24 protein-coding genes are annotated in these 21,519 nt (G+C 64.2%); 10 read left to right on the top strand and 14 right to left on the bottom strand.

Translation table 11 applies throughout. The features are described 5' to 3' along the window. The first annotated feature begins 229 nt into the window (after positions 1-229). Entirely contained in the window at positions 230-1,375 is a 1,146-nt protein-coding gene (locus tag CH286_RS08990) for a sensor histidine kinase (RefSeq protein WP_176458188.1), read from the top strand. Further along, complete coding sequence (locus tag CH286_RS08985; RefSeq protein ID WP_032401593.1) at positions 1,376-1,984, top strand: response regulator; 609 nt, start codon at positions 1,376-1,378, stop codon at positions 1,982-1,984. An 84-nt stretch (positions 1,985-2,068) separates the two neighbouring features. On the opposite strand, the gene CH286_RS08980 is transcribed toward CH286_RS08985, so the two are convergent. Further along, complete coding sequence (locus CH286_RS08980) at positions 2,069-2,896, bottom strand: SDR family oxidoreductase (protein WP_094608982.1); 828 nt, start codon at positions 2,894-2,896, stop codon at positions 2,069-2,071. Between the two features lie 166 nt (positions 2,897-3,062). Then, complete coding sequence (locus CH286_RS08975) at positions 3,063-3,620, bottom strand: helix-turn-helix domain-containing protein (protein ID WP_032378835.1); 558 nt, start codon at positions 3,618-3,620, stop codon at positions 3,063-3,065. A gap of 66 nt (positions 3,621-3,686) precedes the next feature. Here CH286_RS08975 and CH286_RS08970 point away from each other — a divergent pair, with 66 nt between their 5' ends. The 4 genes from CH286_RS08970 (at position 3,687) to CH286_RS08950 (ending at position 6,687) form a co-directional block, all read left to right on the top strand. Then, positions 3,687-4,385, top strand: coding sequence for an AzlC family ABC transporter permease (locus tag CH286_RS08970; protein WP_094608981.1), 699 nt, complete (start codon positions 3,687-3,689; stop codon positions 4,383-4,385). Then, a complete protein-coding gene (locus tag CH286_RS08965) occupies positions 4,382-4,693 on the top strand; it encodes an AzlD domain-containing protein (protein ID WP_037152258.1) in 312 nt (103 codons plus the stop codon). Before CH286_RS08970 ends, CH286_RS08965 begins: the two co-directional genes overlap by 4 nt. 569 nt (positions 4,694-5,262) lie before the next feature. After that, a complete protein-coding gene (locus CH286_RS08955; RefSeq protein WP_032401598.1) occupies positions 5,263-6,282 on the top strand; it encodes a DUF5914 domain-containing protein in 1,020 nt (339 codons plus the stop codon). Then, entirely contained in the window at positions 6,283-6,687 is a 405-nt protein-coding gene (locus CH286_RS08950) for a VOC family protein (protein ID WP_094608979.1), read from the top strand. Here CH286_RS08950 and CH286_RS08945 read toward each other — a convergent pair. Then, positions 6,671-7,159: an SRPBCC family protein gene (locus CH286_RS08945; RefSeq protein ID WP_094608978.1), complete on the bottom strand. Its 489-nt coding sequence runs from the start codon at positions 7,157-7,159 to the stop codon at positions 6,671-6,673. The genes CH286_RS08950 and CH286_RS08945 overlap by 17 nt on opposite strands. Beyond that, the gene (locus CH286_RS08940; RefSeq protein ID WP_094608977.1) at positions 7,156-7,500 is read right to left on the bottom strand and encodes an ArsR/SmtB family transcription factor; all 345 of its coding nucleotides are present in this window, start codon (positions 7,498-7,500) and stop codon (positions 7,156-7,158) included. Before CH286_RS08940 ends, CH286_RS08945 begins: the two co-directional genes overlap by 4 nt. A 229-nt stretch (positions 7,501-7,729) precedes the next feature. Here CH286_RS08940 and CH286_RS08935 point away from each other — a divergent pair, with 229 nt between their 5' ends. Both CH286_RS08935 and CH286_RS27825 read left to right on the top strand, forming a co-directional pair. Further along, positions 7,730-8,179, top strand: a complete 450-nt coding sequence (locus CH286_RS08935; RefSeq protein WP_170944665.1) for an Hsp20/alpha crystallin family protein — start codon at positions 7,730-7,732, stop codon at positions 8,177-8,179. A 38-nt stretch (positions 8,180-8,217) separates the two neighbouring features. After that, positions 8,218-8,391: a hypothetical protein gene (locus tag CH286_RS27825; protein WP_176458187.1), complete on the top strand. Its 174-nt coding sequence runs from the start codon at positions 8,218-8,220 to the stop codon at positions 8,389-8,391. Between the two features lie 51 nt (positions 8,392-8,442). On the opposite strand, the gene CH286_RS08930 is transcribed toward CH286_RS27825, so the two are convergent. From CH286_RS08930 to CH286_RS08900, 7 genes are read right to left on the bottom strand one after another with little or no spacing between them, the layout of a single operon-like run. Beyond that, on the bottom strand, positions 8,443-8,898 hold the full coding sequence (locus CH286_RS08930; protein ID WP_094609100.1) for a GNAT family N-acetyltransferase: 456 nt from the start codon (positions 8,896-8,898) through the stop codon (positions 8,443-8,445). A gap of 8 nt (positions 8,899-8,906) precedes the next feature. Beyond that, positions 8,907-10,424 carry an NAD(P)/FAD-dependent oxidoreductase gene (locus tag CH286_RS08925; protein WP_094608976.1) on the bottom strand — a complete coding sequence of 506 codons (1,518 nt, stop codon included), beginning with the start codon at positions 10,422-10,424 and terminating at the stop codon, positions 8,907-8,909. Continuing rightward, positions 10,421-11,158: a class I SAM-dependent methyltransferase gene (locus tag CH286_RS08920; RefSeq protein WP_094608975.1), complete on the bottom strand. Its 738-nt coding sequence runs from the start codon at positions 11,156-11,158 to the stop codon at positions 10,421-10,423. Before CH286_RS08920 ends, CH286_RS08925 begins: the two co-directional genes overlap by 4 nt. After that, on the bottom strand, positions 11,155-11,388 hold the full coding sequence (locus CH286_RS08915; protein ID WP_094608974.1) for an RNA-binding S4 domain-containing protein: 234 nt from the start codon (positions 11,386-11,388) through the stop codon (positions 11,155-11,157). Before CH286_RS08915 ends, CH286_RS08920 begins: the two co-directional genes overlap by 4 nt. 43 nt (positions 11,389-11,431) lie before the next feature. Beyond that, entirely contained in the window at positions 11,432-13,618 is a 2,187-nt protein-coding gene (locus CH286_RS08910) for a heavy metal translocating P-type ATPase (protein WP_032401605.1), read from the bottom strand. Beyond that, on the bottom strand, positions 13,615-14,493 hold the full coding sequence (locus CH286_RS08905) for a hypothetical protein (protein WP_094608973.1): 879 nt from the start codon (positions 14,491-14,493) through the stop codon (positions 13,615-13,617). Before CH286_RS08905 ends, CH286_RS08910 begins: the two co-directional genes overlap by 4 nt. Before the next feature lie 26 nt (positions 14,494-14,519). Beyond that, positions 14,520-15,032, bottom strand: coding sequence for a GNAT family N-acetyltransferase (locus CH286_RS08900; RefSeq protein ID WP_255182615.1), 513 nt, complete (start codon positions 15,030-15,032; stop codon positions 14,520-14,522). 124 nt (positions 15,033-15,156) lie between these two features. Between CH286_RS08900 and CH286_RS08895 the strand changes: the two genes are divergently transcribed. Continuing rightward, positions 15,157-16,842: a cutinase family protein gene (locus CH286_RS08895; protein WP_242640235.1), complete on the top strand. Its 1,686-nt coding sequence runs from the start codon at positions 15,157-15,159 to the stop codon at positions 16,840-16,842. A 22-nt stretch (positions 16,843-16,864) separates the two neighbouring features. Here the strand turns inward: CH286_RS08895 and CH286_RS08890 are convergent, their stop codons facing one another. Together CH286_RS08890 and amaB are read right to left on the bottom strand one after the other, a co-directional pair. Further along, a complete protein-coding gene (locus CH286_RS08890) occupies positions 16,865-18,097 on the bottom strand; it encodes a hypothetical protein (RefSeq protein WP_141215818.1) in 1,233 nt (410 codons plus the stop codon). A 16-nt stretch (positions 18,098-18,113) separates the two neighbouring features. After that, positions 18,114-19,649, bottom strand: a complete 1,536-nt coding sequence (gene amaB / locus CH286_RS08885; RefSeq protein ID WP_032401609.1) for an L-piperidine-6-carboxylate dehydrogenase — start codon at positions 19,647-19,649, stop codon at positions 18,114-18,116. Between the two features lie 124 nt (positions 19,650-19,773). On the opposite strand from amaB, the gene lat reads away from it, so the two are divergent. Next, on the top strand, positions 19,774-21,102 hold the full coding sequence (gene lat / locus CH286_RS08880) for an L-lysine 6-transaminase (RefSeq protein ID WP_094608971.1): 1,329 nt from the start codon (positions 19,774-19,776) through the stop codon (positions 21,100-21,102). Here the strand turns inward: lat and CH286_RS08875 are convergent. Next, positions 21,099-21,425: a hypothetical protein gene (locus CH286_RS08875; protein WP_094608970.1), complete on the bottom strand. Its 327-nt coding sequence runs from the start codon at positions 21,423-21,425 to the stop codon at positions 21,099-21,101. The genes lat and CH286_RS08875 overlap by 4 nt on opposite strands. Positions 21,426-21,519 lie beyond the last annotated feature (94 nt).

Here is a 21,519-nt window from a genome sequence, read left to right as displayed (position 1 = left end):
TTCGGCAATATTTTCGGTGTCACATTCACACGAACGAGGGGTCCGATCATGAACATCGCCGAACTGCACGAGCTCACCGTCGACAAGTCCGCCGACTCCATCGACATCGTCGCCGCCATGAGCGGGGTTTCGGTCAACGGCTGGTGCGTCTGACCGATCTGCTCTCCTGCGCCGATAGGGTTGGCCCGGTGATCGATAGTGCGAGTCGATTCCCGAGAAAGCAGCCACCGTGACAGCGCAGATCGGCAGTACCCGTTCCCGCGACAGATACCCCAGCGAGTCCGTCGCTTTCGCTGCGACGTGGCTCGTCGTGGGCCTCATTTCATTCCTCGGGCTCACCAACATCTTCGAGCGTCGCGTCGACACCGGGGGGCCGGTCGCTCTGGTGGCGGCTGCGATCGTCGTGTTCGTCGGCACCGTCCTGGCCCTGGCCCAGTACGCACTCGCTCACAACTACATCGGGCCGAGGCTGAGGATTGCAGGGTGGGTCGCAATTCCGCTCGGGATCGTCAACATCCCGCTGTCGGAAACGTGGGAAACCTGCTGCATTTCCGTTGCTGTCGCCGCAACTCTGGTCCGAGGGCGGTGGGCAGGGCTCGCCATCGGAGGCGTATTCGCGCTCGTCACGGCAGCCACCGTGTACGCCGATCGCGACGACGAGCTGGAGGCCTTCGGAATCTTGTTGGGGACCGTCGGATTGGCCGTGGTCCTGATTGCCTTCTCCGAACTCGCTCGATCACTCATCGCACTTCATGCCTCACGAGAGGAGGTGGCCAGATTGCAGGTGGACGCCGAACGGCATCGAATTTCGCGGGATCTGCACGACGTCATCGGTCGCACTCTCGTGACGGCCCTGTTGCGAAACCAGGCCGCAATTCAGCTGTTCACGGTCGATCCGGAGCGAGCACGGGAGCAGCTCGATCACGTCCATCAGGTTCTCAGTGCCGGTCAGGCAGATCTCCGACGGTTGACGACCGGGCCCATCCTGGCCGACCTGGCCTCCGAACTCGCGACGGTCGAAGCCATGTGCGCCCGACTCGACATCGTCTGCCATGCGGAGGTCGAGCCGCCGGAGGACGAGAACGTCGATCGGGTGTTCGCGGCGATCGTGCGGGAAGCGTCGACCAACATGCTCAAGCATGCGCATCCGCGTCGTTGCTCGGTGCGAGTGGCGGTGGAGTCCGCGTCGCACATCCTGGAATTCACCAACGATGGCATCACCAGGGACGTCGCCGAACGGATCGGTGTTTCAGGTACCGGTATCACTGACCTGACGGGCCAGGTGGCTCGAATCGGGGGGCAGCTCACTGCTGAGTGCAGCACTGACGGAGAATTCGTCGTGCTGGCTCGAATACCGTTGAGCAAGGGAGAGTAAGTGACAATCAGGCTGTTGCTGGCCGAGGACGTGGCACTGCTCGCCGAGGCCTTCGAGGTATTGCTCTCCACCGACCCCGATATCGAGGTCGTCGGGCGAGTGGCCCGTGGAGACGAAGTACGCGGTGCCGCTGCCGAGCTGAATCCCGACATCATCCTCATGGACATCGACATGCCGGGGATGACGGGCATCGAGGCCACCGCCGATCTGCGTGGAGCAGGGGTCGCGATTCCTGTTCTGCTGCTGACCGCGCTACCCGGCAGCGGACATGTGCACGACGCTCTCGCTGCCGGCGCGAACGGCTATCTGCTCAAGTCCACCGATGCACTGCATCTGCTCGACGGCATCAAGGCTGTCGTTTCCAAGCACACTGTGATCGATCCGGCGCTGGCCGCCGAGGCACTGCGCGCCGGACCGAATCCGCTGCGCGACCGTGAATTGGACGTGCTTCGATTGGTCGACGCGGGATTGTCGACCAAGTCCATCGCAGAGCGCCTGTTCCTCAGCCCCGGAACCGTGCGCAACTACCTTTCCAGTGCCATCACCAAGCTGGGCTCGAACAGTCGACTCGAGGCCATCCGCACCGCACGCGAAAACGGGTGGCTGTAGCGGACCTGGTCGTTCACGACCGTCGCTCGTGCGCGGGAAGCCGCCGACCGGATGCGATCGTGAACCTTCAGGTCCGCTCAAGACTCAGCTTCCGTGTGCCTCGACGGCCACGGGCTGCCATTCGCGCCAGTTCGCCAGACGCGACTCGTAGTCCTTTGTCGCGATCTGGAGCGGTGCATCGCCGAAAAAGACTCGCAGTGGCGGCTTTTCGGCATCGATAACCTTCAGCAGTGCCGACCGTGTTGCGCTCGGATCGCCAGGCGTCGCTTGCCGGGCACTGCGCAGTTTTGCAGCCTTGTCGCGAATCGTGTCGTACGCGGCGATGTCGGTGGACTTCTTGGCAGACGGGCCGGACCAGTCGGTGGAGAACCCACCCGGCTCGATCAGCGTCACGTGGATACCGAAGTCTTCGACCTCCTGGGCCAACGCCTGACTGAAGCCCTCGAGGGCCCACTTGGAGGCGTGGTACGCACCGACATTCGGGAACGCGGAGATGCCGCCGATGGACGACACCTGCAAGATGTGGCCACTCCCCTGTTCACGCATGAACGGCAGCGCCGCCTGCGTGACCCACAGCGCTCCGAAGACGTTGGTCTCGATCTGCGCGCGGGCGTCCTCCTCGGAGATCTCCTCGATCATGCCGAACTGGCCGTAGCCGGCGTTGTTGATGACGATGTCGAGTGAGCCGAACGTGTCGTAGGCCTGCTGGACTGCCGCGAAGTCGGCGGCACGGTCGTTCACATCCAGTTCGATCGGCAGAATCGCATCGCCGTACTGCGCGACGAGATCCTTCAAGGTGTCTGTGTTGCGGGCGGTTGCCGCCACGCGGTCGCCGCGCTCGAGGGCTGCGATCGCCCACTCGCGTCCGAACCCCTTGGATGTACCGGTGATGAACCAAGTCTTCGCTGCCATGAAACTCGTCCCTTCGCTACACGGACAAAAGTAGGGACGACGTCCGCTGCAAACGCCTCTCGGCGAGTGGTCGCTCGTAGCGACAAATGGGGTGAGGCCCGGGGCTTGCCAAGCGAACGCCGTCAGGGGTTCCAACGAGGCACCCCCGCCGACTATTCCCCACCCGTCAGCTGTGTTCGGTGATCATCACCGCCATCGTGTTCGGCTCCAACGCCTCGAAGATGTGTGGCACATCGCCGGGGTAGGCGACGTAGTCGCCCGGGGCCAGTTCGACGGCCTCTCCCGTCGGCCCCACCAGGGCTCGTCCTGCACTGAGCACCACATGCTCGACGACATTCGGCGAGTGCGGGTCCGAGCGCCTCGGCTCGCCGACGTCCGCGCTGATCAGGTAGATGTCCCGTCGGGCGTTCGGCGGTGACGACGCCAGCAGCGTTGCTGTGTAGTCCGCTCTGTCCGACGCGAATCTCGGCCCTTCTCCCGCACGGATCAGGCGGACCGACTGCTTCGCGGGCTCGACCAGTCTGGAGAACGGCACGCCCAGTGTGACGCTGAGCGCCCAGAGCGTTTCGAGACTTGGATTGCCGGTGCCCGATTCCAGTTGCGACAGTGTCGATTTCGCGATTCCTGCGCGGCGGGCCACCTCAGCAAGAGAGAGGCCGACGCGTCGTCGTTCCTGTTGGAGGGCTGCAGCGATAGCTGCTATCGGTGGACCGGTATCCGCCATTCGTTCACTCCATCGGTACGTACGTTTGATTTGACGAACACCCTAACATCGTCCACTATAACGATCATGCGTTCGACATGGCGAACCCTGCAGGGGGTCAACATCCGCGACATCGCGTTGGTCTGTCTGGCCGACGCCCTCGTCGGAGCCTCGTTCGGTGCGATCTCCGTGGCCGCCGACCTGCCGCTGTGGCTACCGGTGGTGATGTCACTGGTGGTCTTCGCGGGCTCCTCACAATTCATCTTCGTCGGCGTACTGGCCGTAGGCGGCAACCCCGTCGCCGCAGTCGCGAGCGCTCTGCTCGCCAACGTCCGTCTGGTTCCACTCGGCTTCTCCATCGGAGCTGTGTTCGAGAACGTGTCACCGCTGAAGCGGCTTCTGGGCACGCACCTCATCACCGACGAGGCAGTCGCCTTCACCGTCGTAGAAGAGGACGAGGGCGACCGTCGATCAGCGTTCTGGCTGTGCGGAATCGGACTGTTCGTCACCTGGAACATCGGGGTGCTGATCGGCACGCTCGCCGGTGGCGCGATCACCGATACGGCGGCACTCGGACTCGACGCGGCGTTTCCGGCCATCCTGCTGGGACTGATCATGCCTGCCCTCCGAGACCGAGCTACCCGCAATGCCGCCCTCGTCGGCGCAGTGATCGCCCTGGTCGCCTCGATGTTCCTGCCCAGTGGACTCCCAGTGCTCCTCTCGTTGATCGCCGTCGTTCCGGCCATGCTCTCCACTGCTCCTGGCCCCCAGAAGGAACCCGCATGAACCTCACGATCCCGCTGATTGCACTGATCGTCGGCACCTACGCACTCCGCATCGCTGGGCCGGCACTGCGGACACGCATCACCATCTCGCCGCGCATCGACAGGGTCATGAACACGTCCGTTGCCGTGGTGTTCGTCGCGTTGGTCGCCACCTCCACCCTGCTCGTGGGCAAAGACTTCGCGGGCTTTGCTGCCCCGATCGGCGTCACCGTCGCGGGAATACTCGCCTGGCGAAAAGCACCCTTCGTCGTCATCGTGATCGCCGCAGCAGCAACCACTGCGGGGCTGCGCTGGATCGGCGTCAACTGACCATCCGCACACAAACTACATCCGCCGACGCACCCAAATCCGTCCCGCGCGCTCGCCGACACCGACACCCAAGTCCACTCGATGTGACATTGACCCCCGAAAAGGCCACCAGATGTCACATCGAGTGCAGCGGAACGGGAACAATTGCGACCTAGCCATCGAACCTGTCGTGCACTCCCGATACGGCAACCACCCGATTGCGCCGCATCAGCGATCTCCCCTGCTGGGTGCCATCGACACGGCTTCGCCAGGTCATCGATACCTGGAGCCAACTGACCTGAGCGTCCACTATTTCCCTGCAACCACGGAATCCCGCTCCTCGAGCCAAATTGTGGACACTGACAGCAGTCGACTCGAGCAGCCCGATACCGCCGACGCATGCGCGGACCCACCCGTCCCATGGGGTCACCATCTCCCGTACTGCCCCCATTCCCCGTTCACCGACGCCCCAAGTCCACTCGATGTGACATTGACCCCCGAAAAGGCCACCAGATGTCACATCGAGTACCGGGGAACGGGAACAATGGAGGAGGAACACGGGAAAACGACTGTCGACTTTGGGAGCAGCAATGACCGCGCTGGATGCAGTACGACGACGGTGGCCGAAGACGATGCCTCTGCAGCCGTTGCCGTCGGAGTCGTGGGCCAAGCAGGAGCCCACCTGGAAAGGCGCGAATCCCCAGGTCATCGAGTCCGCTCTCAAGCGCGCAAAGACGCGGACCTCGGGCAACTGGTTCGTGTTCGCCGCCAGTCGCGACATCAAGGCCGACAAGCCGTTCGGTCGTTACGTGGGCACCACCGAACTCGTTGCCTGGCGTGACTCGGCGGGCAAAGTGCACATCGGCCCCGGCGCGTGTCCGCATCTCGGTGCGGCGCTGGACACCGCGAAGATCGAGTGCGACGCGCTGGTCTGTCGCTGGCACGGTCTGGCGCTCGGCCCGAAGGGCAAGGCGGGTTGGCGTCCGGTTCCCGCATTCGACGATGGAGTTCTGGTCTGGGTGCGACTCGACGAGCTCGGCGGTGAGGAGCCGACGCCCGTCCCCGTGGTCCCGATCCGCCCGCCCGCTTCGACCGCCATCGCCGGCGTGGTCACTCTTGTCGGCAAGTGCGAGCCCGACGACATCATCGCCAATCGTCTCGATCCCTGGCACGGCGCGTGGTTCCACCCGTACTCGTTCGCACGCCTGAAGGTGGTCAGCGCGCCCACCGAGATCGACGTGCCCGACGAGGAAGATCGCTTCCTCGTCGACGTGACCTTCAGAGTCAGTCGCGGCGTCGGAGTTCCGGTACGGGCCGAGTTCGTCTGCCCCGGTCCCCGCACCATCGTCATGCGCATCCTCGACGGCGAAGGCGCGGGCAGCGTCGTCGAAACGCATGCGACGCCACTGGCCCCAGCAGCCGACGGCACGCCGCGCACCGCCGTCATCGAAGCCACGATCGCCAGCTCCGATCGCCCGGGCTTCCAGATGGCGCGCAAGGTATCCGGACTCCTGCGACCGGCGATGAACTTCACCGCCGCACGCTTGTGGAAGGACGATCTCGACTACGCCGAACGCCGCTACGAGCTGCGCTCGACGGGCCGCGCCTGAATGGAGCTCTACCACGTGTGCTTCGCCGTGCAGAATCTCGACGCGGCAATGTCGGACCTGTCGGCGACCACCGGTGCACGGTGGCGAGCGCCTCGTACAGGAACGCTGGGCGAGTGGACCTATCGCATCGTATTCTCCATCGCCGCTTCACATTTCGAGTTGATCGAGGGCCCAGCCGGTAGTCCATGGGACTGCACGACGGGCCCTCGATTCCACCACCTCGGCTTCTGGTCCGACAGCATGGACTTGGACCGCACGGCCCTGGACGGCGTCGGACAAACCGTGTTCGATGCCTGCCCACTCGGCCGGCCGTTCAGCTATCACCGGATCGACAGCATCGGAGCAAACATCGAACTGGTCGACCGCTCAGCCGAACCGGGCTTCCGCACTACGTGGGATCTTTGACCACCTGACCCTCGACGAACTCGGCCAGTTGACCGATGACGGTTCCCCAACCGTCGTAGAAACCGTACTCCTCGTGCATCTTTCGATCCTCTTCGTTGCGGTGCATCACGTGGGCGCGGTAATCCGTTCCGTCGGGATGATCAGCGAACGTGATCACCGCGGTCATGAACAACTGCGGTGCGGGCCGCCATCCCTCGACGAGTGAATTCGTGAACACGATGCGCTCACCGTCGTCGACGGCGAGGAAACAACCGTCGATATGAGGCTCGTAAGGCCCCCCGGACTCACTGATCAGTGTGCGGAATGCGCCACCGGGCTTCGGATCCCAGGCATCGACGCGGCACAGCGCGGGAGCGGGAATCCACCACTTCTCGAATTTCGACGGGTCCGTCCACGCACTCCAGACTGCTGCGCGTGGTGCCTTGATGACGCGGGAGATGGTCAGGTCCAGAGCAGGATCGATCGATGTCATTGCGCTTCACTTTCTTTCGAGGTGTCGGTGACGAAGTGTTCGAGGCGATCGGTGCGGGATTCCCAGACGGCCCGCTGTTCTTGTAGCCAGTGACCGGCGACGTCCAAGTTGGCTCGCTCGATCGTGCATGCGCGCACTCGACCGACCTTGCGCGTGCTTATCCAGCCACTTCGCTCGAGCACACGAATGTGCTTCATGAAGGACGGCAGGGTCATGTCGAACGGTTCGGCAAGTTCGCCCACAGTTGCCGGTCCCGACCCGAGCCGACCCAGAACCGCGCGCCGCGTCGGATCGGCCAAGGCTTGGAAGACATCGTCGAGAACTTCCGGATACTGAGCCATGAGGCACACTATCGCCGCATTCATACTTAGCGCAAGGGCTAAGTATCCGAGAGGTCACGTAGGAACTCGACCCCCGCTGCTCCGCAGCACTATTGGAGCTGAAAATTTCTCGAGAAACTGCCCGCAGACTCTTGGCACTCCAAGGGTGAGAGTGCTAATTTCTGTTCTGCACAGTTGAGGAGCGACTCGCCACAGGGGTGAGCGCATCTGCGTACAGGAGGTGGTTGCTGTGCTTCGATTCGATCCGTTCCGTGACGTCGATTCACTGGCTTCGGCGATGCTGGGTGTCTCTTCCGGTTCGGACCGCGCCCCACGATTCATGCCGATGGATCTCTACAAGGTCGATGATCACTACGTACTCAGTGCCGATCTGCCAGGCATCGACCCCGGATCCATCGACGTCGACGTCGATCGCGGCACCTTGACGCTCACCGCTCATCGTTCGGTACCGGAAAGCTCTGGTGTGCAGTGGATTTCCTCGGAGCGCTTCGCCGGAACCTACCGTCGCCAGGTCTCACTCGGTGATGGCGTCGACACCGAGCGTATCGCTGCGTCCTACGACAACGGCGTCCTGTCGGTGACGATTCCGCTCGCAGAGCGTGCGAAACCTCGAAAGATCGACATTGCTCGCACCGAGTCGACCAGCGAGCAGAAGTCCATCGAACACGAGCCGGCCTGAATCGAACCGACCACGACACGGCAGTGGGGGTGATGCGCATGGAATCCGATGCAGTGGTGTGGGCGGAATCGACAGATCGTGAGCGCTGGTGGCGCACGGTGATAGGCGTCGAGACGAGCATGAGGGAATGCTCGACGGCTGATGCGCTCGATCAGTGTCGAGCCGAGCCCCTCGACGACGATCTCTACCCGCATACGCAGCAAGCAGCGTGACGAGAGGGGCCGGCACCGAACACTCGGTGCCGGCCCTCTTCGTCGGAACACTTACAGCGACAACGAGTAGAACGTGCTCGACGGATCCAGCACGTAGCCCCCGAAGGGCGGACACTCGACGAATCCGTGGCGCACATACAGCCTGCGGGCCGCAGCGAAGTAGTCTTGAGTTCCCGTTTCCAGGCTCACCCGGCCGTACCCGCGTCGACGCGCATAGTCGAGCACGTGAACGAGCAGACTCGACGCCACTCCGCGACCTCGCGCCGCCGCCGACGTGCGCATCGACTTCAGCTCGCCGTGATCGGGTGAAAGCTCCTTCACAGCAACGATTCCCAGCAGTGCGTCCACCGCCCAGGCAGTCCACACAGTGACGTCCGGTCCGCTCAGGCCGGACAGATCGAGGGCGTGCACACTCTCGGCAGGCGAGGTGGCGTGCATGTCCGTGAGATGCTCGGTGAGCAGTGCACGGACTTTTGGACGCGACAGATCGTCGACCTCGATCCGCATCTCCGACGTCACCGATTCATGAGCTTTTCGATGGCGTCGAACATCTTGAATCTTCCACTCGTGGGCACTGTTTCGATGTCATGTCCCGCGATACCCCAACTCGACAGAAGGGTGTTGGCAGCCTGCAACCCTGTGGTGGCTGCGCGCTCCATCAACGCCACGGGCAGATCGATGCGGATGCCGTCGCCCGCGAGGACCAGCGCAGGTTCGGGAGTGCGGACCGTAGGCCGCTCGGCGAACGCTCCGAGTCCGAACATGGGGCAGTCGTCTCGCCATTCGGACCGCTCGGCAATCACTTCTGCCGCAGCCGTTTCCGGATAGATCTCGTGCATCCGATCCATCAGTTGCGCGCGGGTGACTTCCTCGGATTCCTCGGCGGCGTAGGCGTGCAGTTCGACGACGGAGCCGCCGGTGCGGGCAGCCCACTGCGCGGCCTCGTCCTCGAAACGTTCGAGCACACTGATGTTGTCGATCGGCGGCATTCCGCCGGTGCCGATGAAGGCTGGGCGATCTGCGTTGACCGGCTTGCTCAGCCACACTCGGTGCACCAGGAACGGCGGTGTGTTCTGCAGCGCGGCAATCTGTTCCCGCCAGGCGGACGTCCCGAGTTCGGTTGATTGCGCGAGCACTCGCTGCAACCCGGCGATGTCGGTTGCGAGGACGACGGCGTCGGCATCGATGATTCCGCCGGCGTCGACGCGGAACTTGCGGAGGCCGCCGCGGGTGATCTCGCCACACGGTGTCGACGTTCTGATCTCGACACCGAGCCCGGTGAGGTACTCACCCAACGGATTCCACAGCGCCTGTGGATACGGGTCACGGGGAACGTCGAAGATCAGCCCCTCGGAAGAACCCAGGAAGTAGATGTGGAACATCATCGCCAGCTCGGCAGCCGACATCTTCTCGGGATCGGCGAAGAAGCTACGCGAGAACACCCCGAACGCCAGATGACGCGCTGCCTCGGGAAAGTTGATGTTGCGCAAAAATTCTGCGGCCGGAGTGGTGTCCAGCTCGTCGAAGGTCTTCGGCACGCTCACCGTCATCAGCGGCAGTGCCGCAATACCGTTGAGGTCGGTGAGGTCCTTCCACCGGAACGTCGGACTACGCTTGACAAACGCGAAGGCGTTGAGCGGCGGCGTATCGGGCAGGCCTTTGAAACCGTCGATCCGGCCGTCGCCGTCGATCAACGGGTAATCGTCCACCGGACGCAACCGAGCCAACCCCGGATCTGTGCGGCGCAACAGGTTTCGGAGGTTGTAGTACTGACGGAAGAACGCGTGGAAGCCGCGGCTCATGGTCGCGGGCGAACCGTCCTCGAGTGTCGTATCCCACCCGCCGACGCGGCCACCGAGGTAGCTCTCGCGCTCGACCACGTGCACCTTCACGCCGCGCTCGGCCAGGGCGGTTGCGGCGCTCAGTCCGGCGATACCGCCGCCGACCACCACCACATGTGGAACGTCGGCCAACTGACCGGCATCGGAATACCCTTGCGGCGCAGCATGGGTGACCTTCTTGGAATCGGTCAACGCTCTTCCTCCGCGGGCCGGGAGCCGAGGAACGTGTGCACCACACCGTTCTGCCATCCGGTCATCGTCTCTCTGGCGACGCCGGTGTAACCCGCGCGCTGCATTCGCCGCATGAAGGCAGAGGCACCGTCGAAGGTCACGACACTGCGCCACAGGTGCCGGTACAGGGTCGCGTCGCGCGTCGCCAGCCAACCGAGCGGAATGATGATGCCCCAACTGACCACGTTCCAGGAGATCCTGGCTCGCAGCGAATCGTGTACCGAGTACTCGTGGAATGCGATGGTCGCGCCCGGGCGGAGCAGCGACAGAAGCGATTTGAGCTCGGTGTCGGGTTCGTCGACATTCCTGATGAGATACGCGGCCAGGATTGCGTCGAACGGGCCGTCGACCCCGTTGACCGCCAGGTCCTCGACACGCGAGTGCACGAACGTCACGTTCGCCGGCCAGTCCTTGCTACGGGCCACCTCGAGCATTTCGGCAGACGCGTCGGCAGCGACGATCTCCGCGTGCGGAGCGGCTTCGAGCAGCGCGGCAGTGGATGCACCCGTGCCGCAACCGATGTCGAGCAGACGCAGGCCCGCGCCGAGATCGGGGATCCGAAGGCGCTGAGCTGACTTGAGCAGGTGTTCGTGATAGCCGGGGTTCGCTCCGACCAGTCGGTCGTACGCCTTCGCGCCGACGTCGAATGCTCCGGGAACTTCGTTACGCGGCAGTCCGCTCTTACCGACCTTCACAGTGCCTCTTCCTTGCTCACGCGGGCAGAGGGCCCACCCTGGACCGTTACGACATCACCGTGCTGCAACTGCCGTCCGCGCCGCACATCGACGTCGCCGTTGACGCTCACCAGACCGTCGGCGATGACGCCCTTCGCCTCGGCACCGGATTCGATGAGGTTGGCGAGCTTGAGGAACTGACCCAATCTGATCGATTCGTCGCGAATGGGGACATCGTGTGTGTCGGACATGGCTCCATCCTGTACTAGCGCGCCGTTCGCTGCTACCAACGAGTCACATCGACGAACGGAACCTCCGCAATCGCAGGCTGTTGCTCACCACGAACACCGAGGACAACGCCATCGCGGCACCGGCGAGCATGGGGTTGAGCAGGCCCGCAGCGGCCAGCGGAACGGCAGCGACGTTGTAGGCGAAGGCCCAGAACAGGTTGCCCTTGATGGTGCTCAGCGTGCGACGTGAGAGCCGGATGGCATCGCCGACGGCCCGCAGATCTCCTCGCACCAAGGTGAGGTCACTGGCCTCGATCGCCACATCGGTGCCGGTCCCCATCGCGAGGCCCAGGTCGGCCGTGGCCAGCGCGGCCGCGTCGTTGATGCCGTCGCCGACCATCGCGACGACTTTGCCCGACGCCTGCAACTCTCGAACGGCGTCGACCTTGCCCGACGGCAACACGCCTGCGATGACCTGGTCGATTCCCACCTCGGCAGCGATGGTCCGGGCGGCGGCCTCGTTGTCTCCGGTCAGCATCACCGGAGTCAGGCCGAGTGCCCGCAGTTCGGCGGCGGCCTGCTTCGAGGTCGGCTTGACCGAGTCGGAGACCACCAGCACCCCGCGGGCTTTGCCGTCCCACCCGAGCGCGACGGCTGTCCGGCCCTGGTGTTCGGCGGTCTCGAAGGCGTCGGCCAACTCTGCCGGCAGGGGCATCGACCAGTCGGCCAGCAATGTGCGACGGCCGATGACGGCAGCGCGCCCATCCACGACGCCCTGCACCCCCAGGCCCTCGAGGCTGGTGAACTCCTCGACAGCCGTGGACTGGGTCGAACCCGCGATGGCCCGGGCGATGGGATGCTCCGAACCCGATTCCAACGCTGCCGCCACGGCACGGACAACGTCCTCGTCCTCACCGTCGGCCACGTGCACCGAATGCAGTGTCATCTCGCCGGTGGTGACGGTGCCGGTCTTGTCCAGTACGACGGTGTCCACGCGTCGGGTGGATTCGAGAATCTCCGGGCCCTTGATCAGAATCCCGAGTTGCGCAGCCCGGCCGGTGCCGACCATGAGCGCGGTGGGGGTGGCCAATCCGAGCGCGCAGGGGCACGCGATGATGAGCACTGCCACCGCAGCGGTGAACGCTCCGGCTGCGGAACTGCCTGCACCGAGCCAGAACCCGAGCGTGGCGACCGAGATCGCGATGACGATCGGTACGAAGATGCCGGAGATGCGATCGGCCAAGCGCTGTGCCTGAGCCTTACCCGTCTGCGCATCCTCGACTGCCTTCGCCATCTGCGCCAGCTGGGTATCCGATCCGATTCGGCTTGCGCGCACGACGATTCGGCCACCGACGTTGACCGTCGCACCGACCACGGCGTCGCCGATGCCGACCTCCACGGGCACGGATTCACCCGTCAGCATCGACCGGTCGACGGCCGAGGACCCACTCTCGACGGTGCCGTCGGTGGCTACCTTCTCACCCGGACGAACGACAAACAGATCTCCGACGGCCAACTGATCGATCGGAATCTGTTGTTCTTTATCACCTTTCAGGACGGAGACCGTCTTGGCACCGAGGTCCATGAGGGCGCGCAGCGCCGCCCCGGCCTGCCGCTTCGATCGACTCTCGAACCAGCGACCCGCCAGAATGAACGTGGTCACCCCCGCCGCGGCTTCGAGGTAGATATTGCCTGCGCCATCCGTCCGCGCGATCGTGAACTCGAACGGATGCGTCATACCAGGTGTGCCCGCGGTGCCGAAGAACAGTGCGTAGAGCGACCACCCCAGCGCCGCAAGGGTTCCCATGCTGACGAGGGTGTCCATGGTCGAGGTACCGTGCCGCAGGTTGGTCCACGCGGCACGGTGGAACGGTAGAGCCCCCCACACGACGACGGGAGCAGCGAGCGTCAGCGACAGCCACTGCCAGTTGGTGAACTGGAAGGCCGGGATCATCGCCATCGCGATGACCGGAAGGCTGAGCACTGCCGAGACGATCAACCGCTGTTTCAGCGGATCGGTAGGGAGTTCGTCCGCGGGCTCGGCGGCAGGCAGCGTGGCGGTGTAACCGGCGGCTTCGACGGCGGCGATCAGATCCTCGGTGGCCACGCCGTCACTGGTGACTCGCGCCTTCTCGGTCGCATAGTTGACCGTCGCCGATACCCCGTCGAGCTTGTTGAGCTTGCGTTCGATGCGATTGGCGCACGACGCACAGGTCATGCCGCCGAGGATCAGCTCTGTTTCCTGACTCATGCCTGCCCCTCCTGTACCTCGATGGTGAATTCGGCTGTGTGCACGATGCCCCCGTGCTGGAAGTCCAGATAGAGCGCATATGTTCCCGCCGTGGGCGCGTCGACGGTGAAGTCGACCGTCGGGCCCGGCGGCCCTTCTTCGGGGTGTACGTGCAGGTACGCCAGGTCGTCGGCCCGCAGTGCCACCAGATGTCCGTAGGCACCGAGGTACGGCTCGAGATCGGTGACCTCGCGTCGGTTCTGCTCGATCGTCATGGAAACGGTGGAGTTCGTGCCCGCGGTGACTGCACCGGCGAGCGTCACGTTGTAACCGTCGACACTCGATGTCACATTCGGTGGACTCAGGGGCTGCGGCCGATAGTCGCCAGGAACGGTCAGCTCGGCTCCGAGGGTGATGTTCTCACCGCCGGCCGGCGTGAAATCAGCGAACAGTCGGTACGGGCCGGGCGTAGTGAGATCGAGAGCCGTCGACCATGTTCCCGACGCGTCACGCATCGGATGTACGTGTTGGAAGTCCGTCAGATCGCGTCGCACGACAATGAGGTGCAGTTCCTTGGTGTGCATGTCGTCGTAGTCGGCCAGAGCAGCCCCGTCCGGTCCCCGGATGGTGAAGGCAACCGGTACGGCCGGGCCGGACTCGACGACGGATCCATCGAGCTCGAGGGTGTAGCCGTCCTGGGTGGCCTGGAGCCCGGCCGGAATCGATGTCTCCTCGTTGTGCTCGTCGTGACCGGTGTGTGACTCGGCCGCCGTTGCCGGGGCCGCTGGTCCGATCGTGTCGCCGACGAACAGTGCCGCGAGAAACAGAAATGCAATCCCCACGAAGAATCCGACGAGTTTGGTGGGGGCGTCGAGTTCCTGCCGTCCGAAGTTCATGGCACTACCCTACCCCCCCAGGGTATCTAAGCGGTAGTTCCGAGGTGCATCTTGTAGCCGACGTGGGAGTCGACGAAGCCGAGACGGGTGTAGAAGCGATGCGCGTCCGTGCGACGGACATCGGAGGTCAGCTGGACCAGAGCGCATCCCCGCCGGTCGGCCTCGTCTATCGCCCACCTGATCAGCGCACCGCCCAGTCCCCGGTTGCGCCACCGAGCGTCCACTCGCACCGCTTCGATCTGCGCCCGCAGCGCTCCCCCGCGCGCCAGCCCCGGAATGATCGTCAACTGCAGTGTTGCCACCACCTCGTCACCGTCCACCACCACGACCTGGAGGTTCCGTGGATCCGACGAGATGTCATCGAGAGCGGCGCGATACCCATCCATGTTGTCGGCGGACTCCCGCGTGACACCCAGCGGGTCGTCGACCAGCAATGCCACGATCGACTCCAGGTCCGACGCAACCGCCTCACGCACGACGCACGTCGACCCGTCGGTCATGTCGAATTCCGTCGGTGTCATTCGGGGGTGAATTGTCATGCGCACGACGGTAAATCATCCGCTTTGTAACGCGAATGACCCCGAGGACGAAATGCCGGGTAACCCACTGGCAACTGCAGTCGGGAAATTCGGTGTCGGGCCGTGAGCGATGGGGATCGAAAACATGATTGTTGGCAAGTCGAAGCGAGTGCGCGTTGCCTTGAGCGCGTTCGCAATCGGAGCACTCGGTGCCGGAGTGGTCATCGCCGCACCGTGGTCCACGTCGTCGACGACTACCGAAGCGTCCATCGAACTGGTGTCGACGGCAACGTGCTACGACATGGTCAGCATCGCCATCGGCGGCCGCGGCGACACGCCCCGCGAGGGCGTCAAGTGGCTCACCACACCCGACGGCGAACGACTGCCTGCCGCGATGTCCGGCGACTACTCCAGCGACTGGATCGACCAGGCCGTACGCGCGCCCAACAACGGCAACGTTGTTCCGGATTCGTACGCCGCGGTGTACGTCGAATACCCCGCCGATCTGTCGAGCTACGAGAACGCTGTACAGACCGGTGTCACCAACTCGCAGACCATCATGAAGTCCATCACGGCGTCCTGCCCCAAGACGCGGTTCGCCATCGTCGGCTACAGCGAGGGTGCCGACGTCGCCCGCCGCACCGCCATGGAGGTCGGCAACCAGGTCGCCGCGGCCGACGGCACGTACGGAATCGTCGATCCCTCGCAGGTCGTTGGTGTCGTCATCTTCGCCGACGCCGGCCGCGTCTCGGGAGAAGGCCCCTTCCCCGGTGCCGAGAACCCGTTCAGCAACCCCGACGGCTTCGACACCAAGTACCAGAACGGCAACACCGCAATTCCCGGACAGGGCGCACTGCCCGGCACGTCCGGCGGATTCGGAGCGCTCGACGGCCGAGTGGCGTCCTTCTGCTCCGACGGCGACCTCACCTGCGCACTGCCGGAGAACACGTCACTGATTCACTTGGCCGCCAACGTCGGTCGCCAGGTCAATGCCGACGCGCTGCAGAACGAGCAGCTCACCCCCGCCACCGGTGCAGATCTCGCACTGGCCCTGGGGCGCATCGCAGTCAACGCCTTCAACGACATCGCCTCGCAGCCCAACTGGATGCAGAGCGACGAGACGTTCCTCGACGTGCTGATCAAGGTGTCCGAGCCCAACTACAAGCCCGGTACCGTCACCACTCCCGTCTCGGCCAAGGTCGACGGCGAGCAGGAGCCGATCGAAACCGGTCAGATGGTCGACCTCGTGTACCTGCCGCAGAAGATCTTCCGCGAGATCACCGGCTTCATCTCGTCCAACCAGAACACCGTTCCGGTGATCATGAACGATCCTTACGGCCTGACGTTGGGGCCCGGATCGGGACACCACTTCGATTACTGGCGTGACGCCGATGCCGCCAACGGCAAGCCCTTGACCTCGGTGCAGTACGCCGCGGCATGGCTGACACAGCTGGCAGAGCAGGCCAACAAGGGCGAGCCGGTGAAGACCAAAGAGGTTCAGGAGAAGGCCGGACGGGCAGCGATCGAAACGATCGTGGCACCCGCGACCACCTCGGCAACGCCGACTCCGACGGCCACGACGACCGCACCGGTCACCACCAGTCCCGCAGTGACCACCACGGTTCCGGTTGCGCCTGCACCCGCCGCAGAAGCACCGGCACCGGCACCGGCGTCCGAGCCGGTCACAACCCCCGAGTGCACCGTCCCCGTCGAGGGTGAGACCCCCGTCGAGGGAGCGCCGCCGGTCTGCGTCACCACGACCGAGACACCCGCTGCAGTAGCTCCCGAGACTGCGGTTCCGACCACGACGGCGGCGGTTCCTGCACCGTAGGTGGACGGAAACTCGTAGTCCGCTACGAAGTTCCGCTCACGACGGTGGGTCTGCGCATCAACAGCGCGCAGGCACCCGTCATCACCGCAACAACCACGAGCCCGGCCACCGACAACACCAGGTGGTCGGGCTCGCTTGTGCGCGTGGCGACTGCGCGGTCGTAGGTCGAGGCCACCTGAGAGGTTGCGGCATACACCACCACCGGCAGAGTCATGGTGAACAGCGCGGGCAGCGAGAGTGCCAGTGAACCCGGTGAGGTCGTCAGAGCGGACACCACCACGTACGCGGCGACGAACGGCAGAATGAATTCCGTTCCTGTCGGCACCTCGAAGTAGCCCTCGACAACTCCCGCAACAGCGATCAGGAGCAGCACGCCCAGCCCGACATACAACTGCGGCCACCGGTAGCCGATCCCCGCACCGGCGATTAACAGTGCTGCGCTCAGACACAACTGAGCGACGTCTCCCGCGGCAAACCCGAAGGTCCCGAGGGCAGTCGCGGACACCCCGAACAGCACCAGCAGCAGACGACCGTCGCGACCAGGGAGGAGGAACGACGCCAGCATCGCGATAACTGTCATACCGAAGAGTGCGCCGAGCCACTCGACGCTCCGGCTGTAGTGACCTGCAGCAATCCAACTCAGGACTCCCGCTGCGACGGGCAGTGGAATGCCGACCAGCAGAATTCGCCGGGTCTCGTACGGCTGTAGCTCCTCGCGGCGGTGCGCCAGGAACAGAGCAACAGCCGTGCCCGACGCGACGATCACCATCACTATCGCCCGCTGCGGGCTCACGTCGTCCTCGGCACCGACCACATCCCAGATGAACACGGGACCGTCGTTCGCCTCCAACAGCGCATCCAGTGCACCACCGAGCAGACCGGCACCGAGGACGGCAACTGCCAACGCGGCCTGTGCAGCGCGTTGCCGCCCCGCCAACACTGCAGCCGCGGCGAGTAATGCACCGGTGGCCAGTGCGCCGGCCCAGTGGCCGAGCAATCCGGTCACCATTCCGACGGTCTGGAACACGATGACGAGCACCGCTGCGATCGCCACGACGATCGAGGTGTGTGCGCTCGCACGTGCCAGCCCGACCGAGGCCACGCAGGCAGAGATCGCAACGACGGTCAGCCCGTTGACAATTGCCCAGAACGAATGGAATTCCGCGGTGCTGCTCAACAGGGAATCGAGCGGGCCGATGTCACTGATGGCATAGCCGACGACAAAACCGGCCAGGAGCATCGACAGTACTTTCATACTGCCGATCATGCCGTCAGCCGAATTTCACTCCCTGCGCCAGGGGCAGTTCGTTGGAGTAGTTGACGGTGTTGGTTGCACGGCGCATGTAGGCCTTCCATGCGTCCGAACCGGATTCGCGTCCGCCGCCGGTTTCCTTCTCACCACCGAAGGCTCCGCCGATCTCCGCACCGGAGGGTCCGATGTTGACGTTGGCGATGCCGCAGTCGGAGCCGGCGGCAGACAGGAAGCGCTCCGCTTCACGCAGGTCGGTGGTGAAGATCGACGACGAAAGTCCCTGCGGCACATCGTTGTGCAAGGCGATCGCCTCGTCGAGGGTCTCGTACGTCATGACGTACAGGATGGGCGCGAAGGTCTCGTGCTTGACGATGTCGGTCTGCGCGGGCATCGTCACGATCGCGGGCTGAACATAGAACGAGTACTCGTCGACCACGTTCACCCGCTCGCCGCCGACCACCACGGTTCCGCCGTCGGACACTGCGGTCTCGAGGGCCTTCCGATAACCCGAGAAGGCACCAGCATCGATGAGGGGGCCCACCAAAGTGTCACTGGCCAAAGGAGATCCGATCGACAGCGTCTCGTACGCCGCAACCAGCTTGCCGACCAGTTCGTCCGCGACCGAGGCGTGCACGATGACGCGTCGAAGCGAGGTGCAGCGCTGACCTGCCGTGCCGGCGGCCGAGAACACCAGTCCGCGCGTCGTCAGATCGAGATCGGCCGACGGCGTCACGATCGCCGCGTTGTTGCCGCCGAGTTCGAGCAACACCCGGCCGAATCGTTCGGCAACCCGCGGGGCCACGGCCCGGCCCATTCTCGTCGAACCGGTAGCCGACACCAGTGCGACGCGTGAATCGTCCACCAGCGCTTCGCCGGATGCGCGGCCACCGACCACCAACTGCGCGATCTTGGGGTCCACGCCTGCCGCAGCGGCAGCACGCTCGAACAGTGCCTGCACTCCGACGGCAGTCAACGGAGTCTTCTCCGACGGCTTCCAGATGACGGTATCGCCCGCGACGAGCGCGAGGGCGGTATTCCAACTCCACACCGCAACAGGGAAATTGAAGGCGGTGATGACGCCGACGACTCCGAGCGGGTGCCACTGTTCCATCATGCGGTGCCCGGGCCGCTCGGTGGCAATGGTGTTGCCGTAGAGCTGACGTGAGAGTCCGACGGCGAAGTCGCAGATGTCGATCATCTCCTGCACCTCACCGAGGCCCTCGGAGACGATCTTTCCGGCCTCGATCGACACCAGCGCGCCCAGATCTTCCTTGTGCACCCGCAGTAGTTCGCCCAGTTCGCGGATCACCTGACCCCGTACCGGGGCAGGCACCTGCGACCACGACACGAACGCGGTGTGCGCGTCGGCGATGACGCTCTCGACGTCGGCTGCGGATGCGGATGCCAGCGACGCCAGGTTTCCGCCGGTGATGGGCGAGCGCGCGACGATCGCGTCGGGTCCAGCGGGAGCGTCGAGCGCGATCGTCGCACCCAGCCGGTCGAGGATGGCGCGAGTGCGCACACTCAACTCGTCGTGGGTGATGGATGCAGACATGCGCGTACACCTTCCGTGGAGAGAACCGAACCGTCGGAGATCAGCCTACCGATGAGGGTCACAACCGTATAATTTCCTGCGTATTGGGCTTGCTTACGGAATATTAACGCGTATCTTCGACGTCATGACGCAAGTATTACAGCGCACCGGAGTGACGATCGACGCCTCCAACGTTCGCGACGTGATCGGTGAACACCTACTGGCCGACGGTTTCGAGCTGGTTCTCGACCTCGATGCCTCGACCGGTTCCACCCTGGTCGACGCCAGGGACGGCACCCGCTACCTGGACCTGTTCACGTTCTTCGCGTCCAACGCCCTGGGCATGAACCATCCGGCCCTGATCGACGACCCCGAGTTCCGGGCGGATCTGATGCAGGCGGCGATGAACAAGCCCAGCAACTCCGACATCTACACCGTGCCCATGGCCCGATTCGTCGACACGTTCGCTCGTGTTCTCGGTGACGATCGATTGCCACACCTGTTCTTCGTCGAAGGCGGTGCACTGGCGGTGGAGAACGCGTTGAAGGTGGCGTTCGACTGGAAGTCACGCTGGAACGAGGGGCACGGCATCGATCCTTCGCTGGGCTCGCAAGTGATGCACTTCGAGCACGCGTTCCACGGCCGCTCGGGTTACACGATGTCGCTCACCAACACCGATCCGAACAAGGTCGCTCGCTTCCCGAAGTTCGACTGGCCGCGAATCCCGTCCCCGTTCATCAGATCCGACGCGAACATGGACGAACTCGAGAACGCGTCGTTGGCGGCAGCCCGCCTGGCCTTCGAGGCCAACCCGCACGACATTGCCTGCGCCATCATCGAACCCATCCAGGGCGAGGGCGGAGATCACCACTTCCGGCCCCGCTTCCTGCAGAAGTTGCGAGACCTCTGCCACGAGTTCGACGCCTTGTTCGTCATGGACGAAGTTCAGACCGGTGCCGGAATGACCGGTACAGCATGGGCTTTCCAGCAGCTCGACGTCGTTCCGGATATCGTCGCCTTCGGCAAGAAGGTGCAGGTCTGCGGCGTCATGGCCGGCGGCCGTGTCGACGACATCGACGACAACGTCTTCGCCGTCAGCTCTCGCATCAATTCGACGTGGGGTGGCAATCTCACCGACATGGTGCGGTCGCGTCGAATCCTGGAAGTGGTCGAGTCCGAGAAGCTCATCGACCGCGCCGGCAAGCTCGGGGTAGTGCTGCTGACCATGCTGGAGGAGTTGGCAACACGACACAACGTGGTCTCCGAGGTCCGCGGACGCGGTCTGATGTGCGCCTTCTCCCTGCCCGACGCCGCCACTCGCGACCGAGTGATCGAGCTGTTGCGTACCGAGGAACACGTCCTCGCCCTCGGCTGCGGCGACACCGCGGTGCGATTCCGCCCCGCACTGACGATCACCGAAGCCGAGCTGACCCAGGCCGTCCAGTCCATCGATCGGGTGCTGAGCATGCTCTAGCGCTCGGGCTCGATGTCTTTCTGCACCAACCGAATCTGGGACGTCGGAATGACACCGGGACGGAAGTAGAAGTTCTCCGGCGACTGCACGAGATCACCGTCTTCGACGCCACTGACTTCCCAGACATCGACCGGTCCACCGGTGTTGTTCATGCCCACGAACCAATCACGTTCCCACGCATCGGCTGCGAGAAAGCAACCTTCCTGCTCGGGCTGATAGCTACCGGCGATACCGCGAGCGGCACCCATTCGACGCCAGTCGAGTCCGTGCCGTCGAATCGACTCACGGTTGAGTACCGAGGTCACGTGATAGCGAATGGTCATCGGCACAAGCTAACAACGGGACACGATGGGGTACAGCGATTATTGACACATAGGAGGCCACAACACCTCCTTCGCGGACACCGCACCGCCCATC

The sequence above is a fragment of the Rhodococcus sp. WWJCD1 genome, from assembly GCF_002258735.1.
Classification (GTDB): Bacteria; Actinomycetota; Actinomycetes; order Mycobacteriales; family Mycobacteriaceae; genus Rhodococcoides.
The sequence above is the reverse complement of the archived record's forward strand: the minus strand, read 5'-3'. Positions and strand labels throughout refer to the sequence as shown.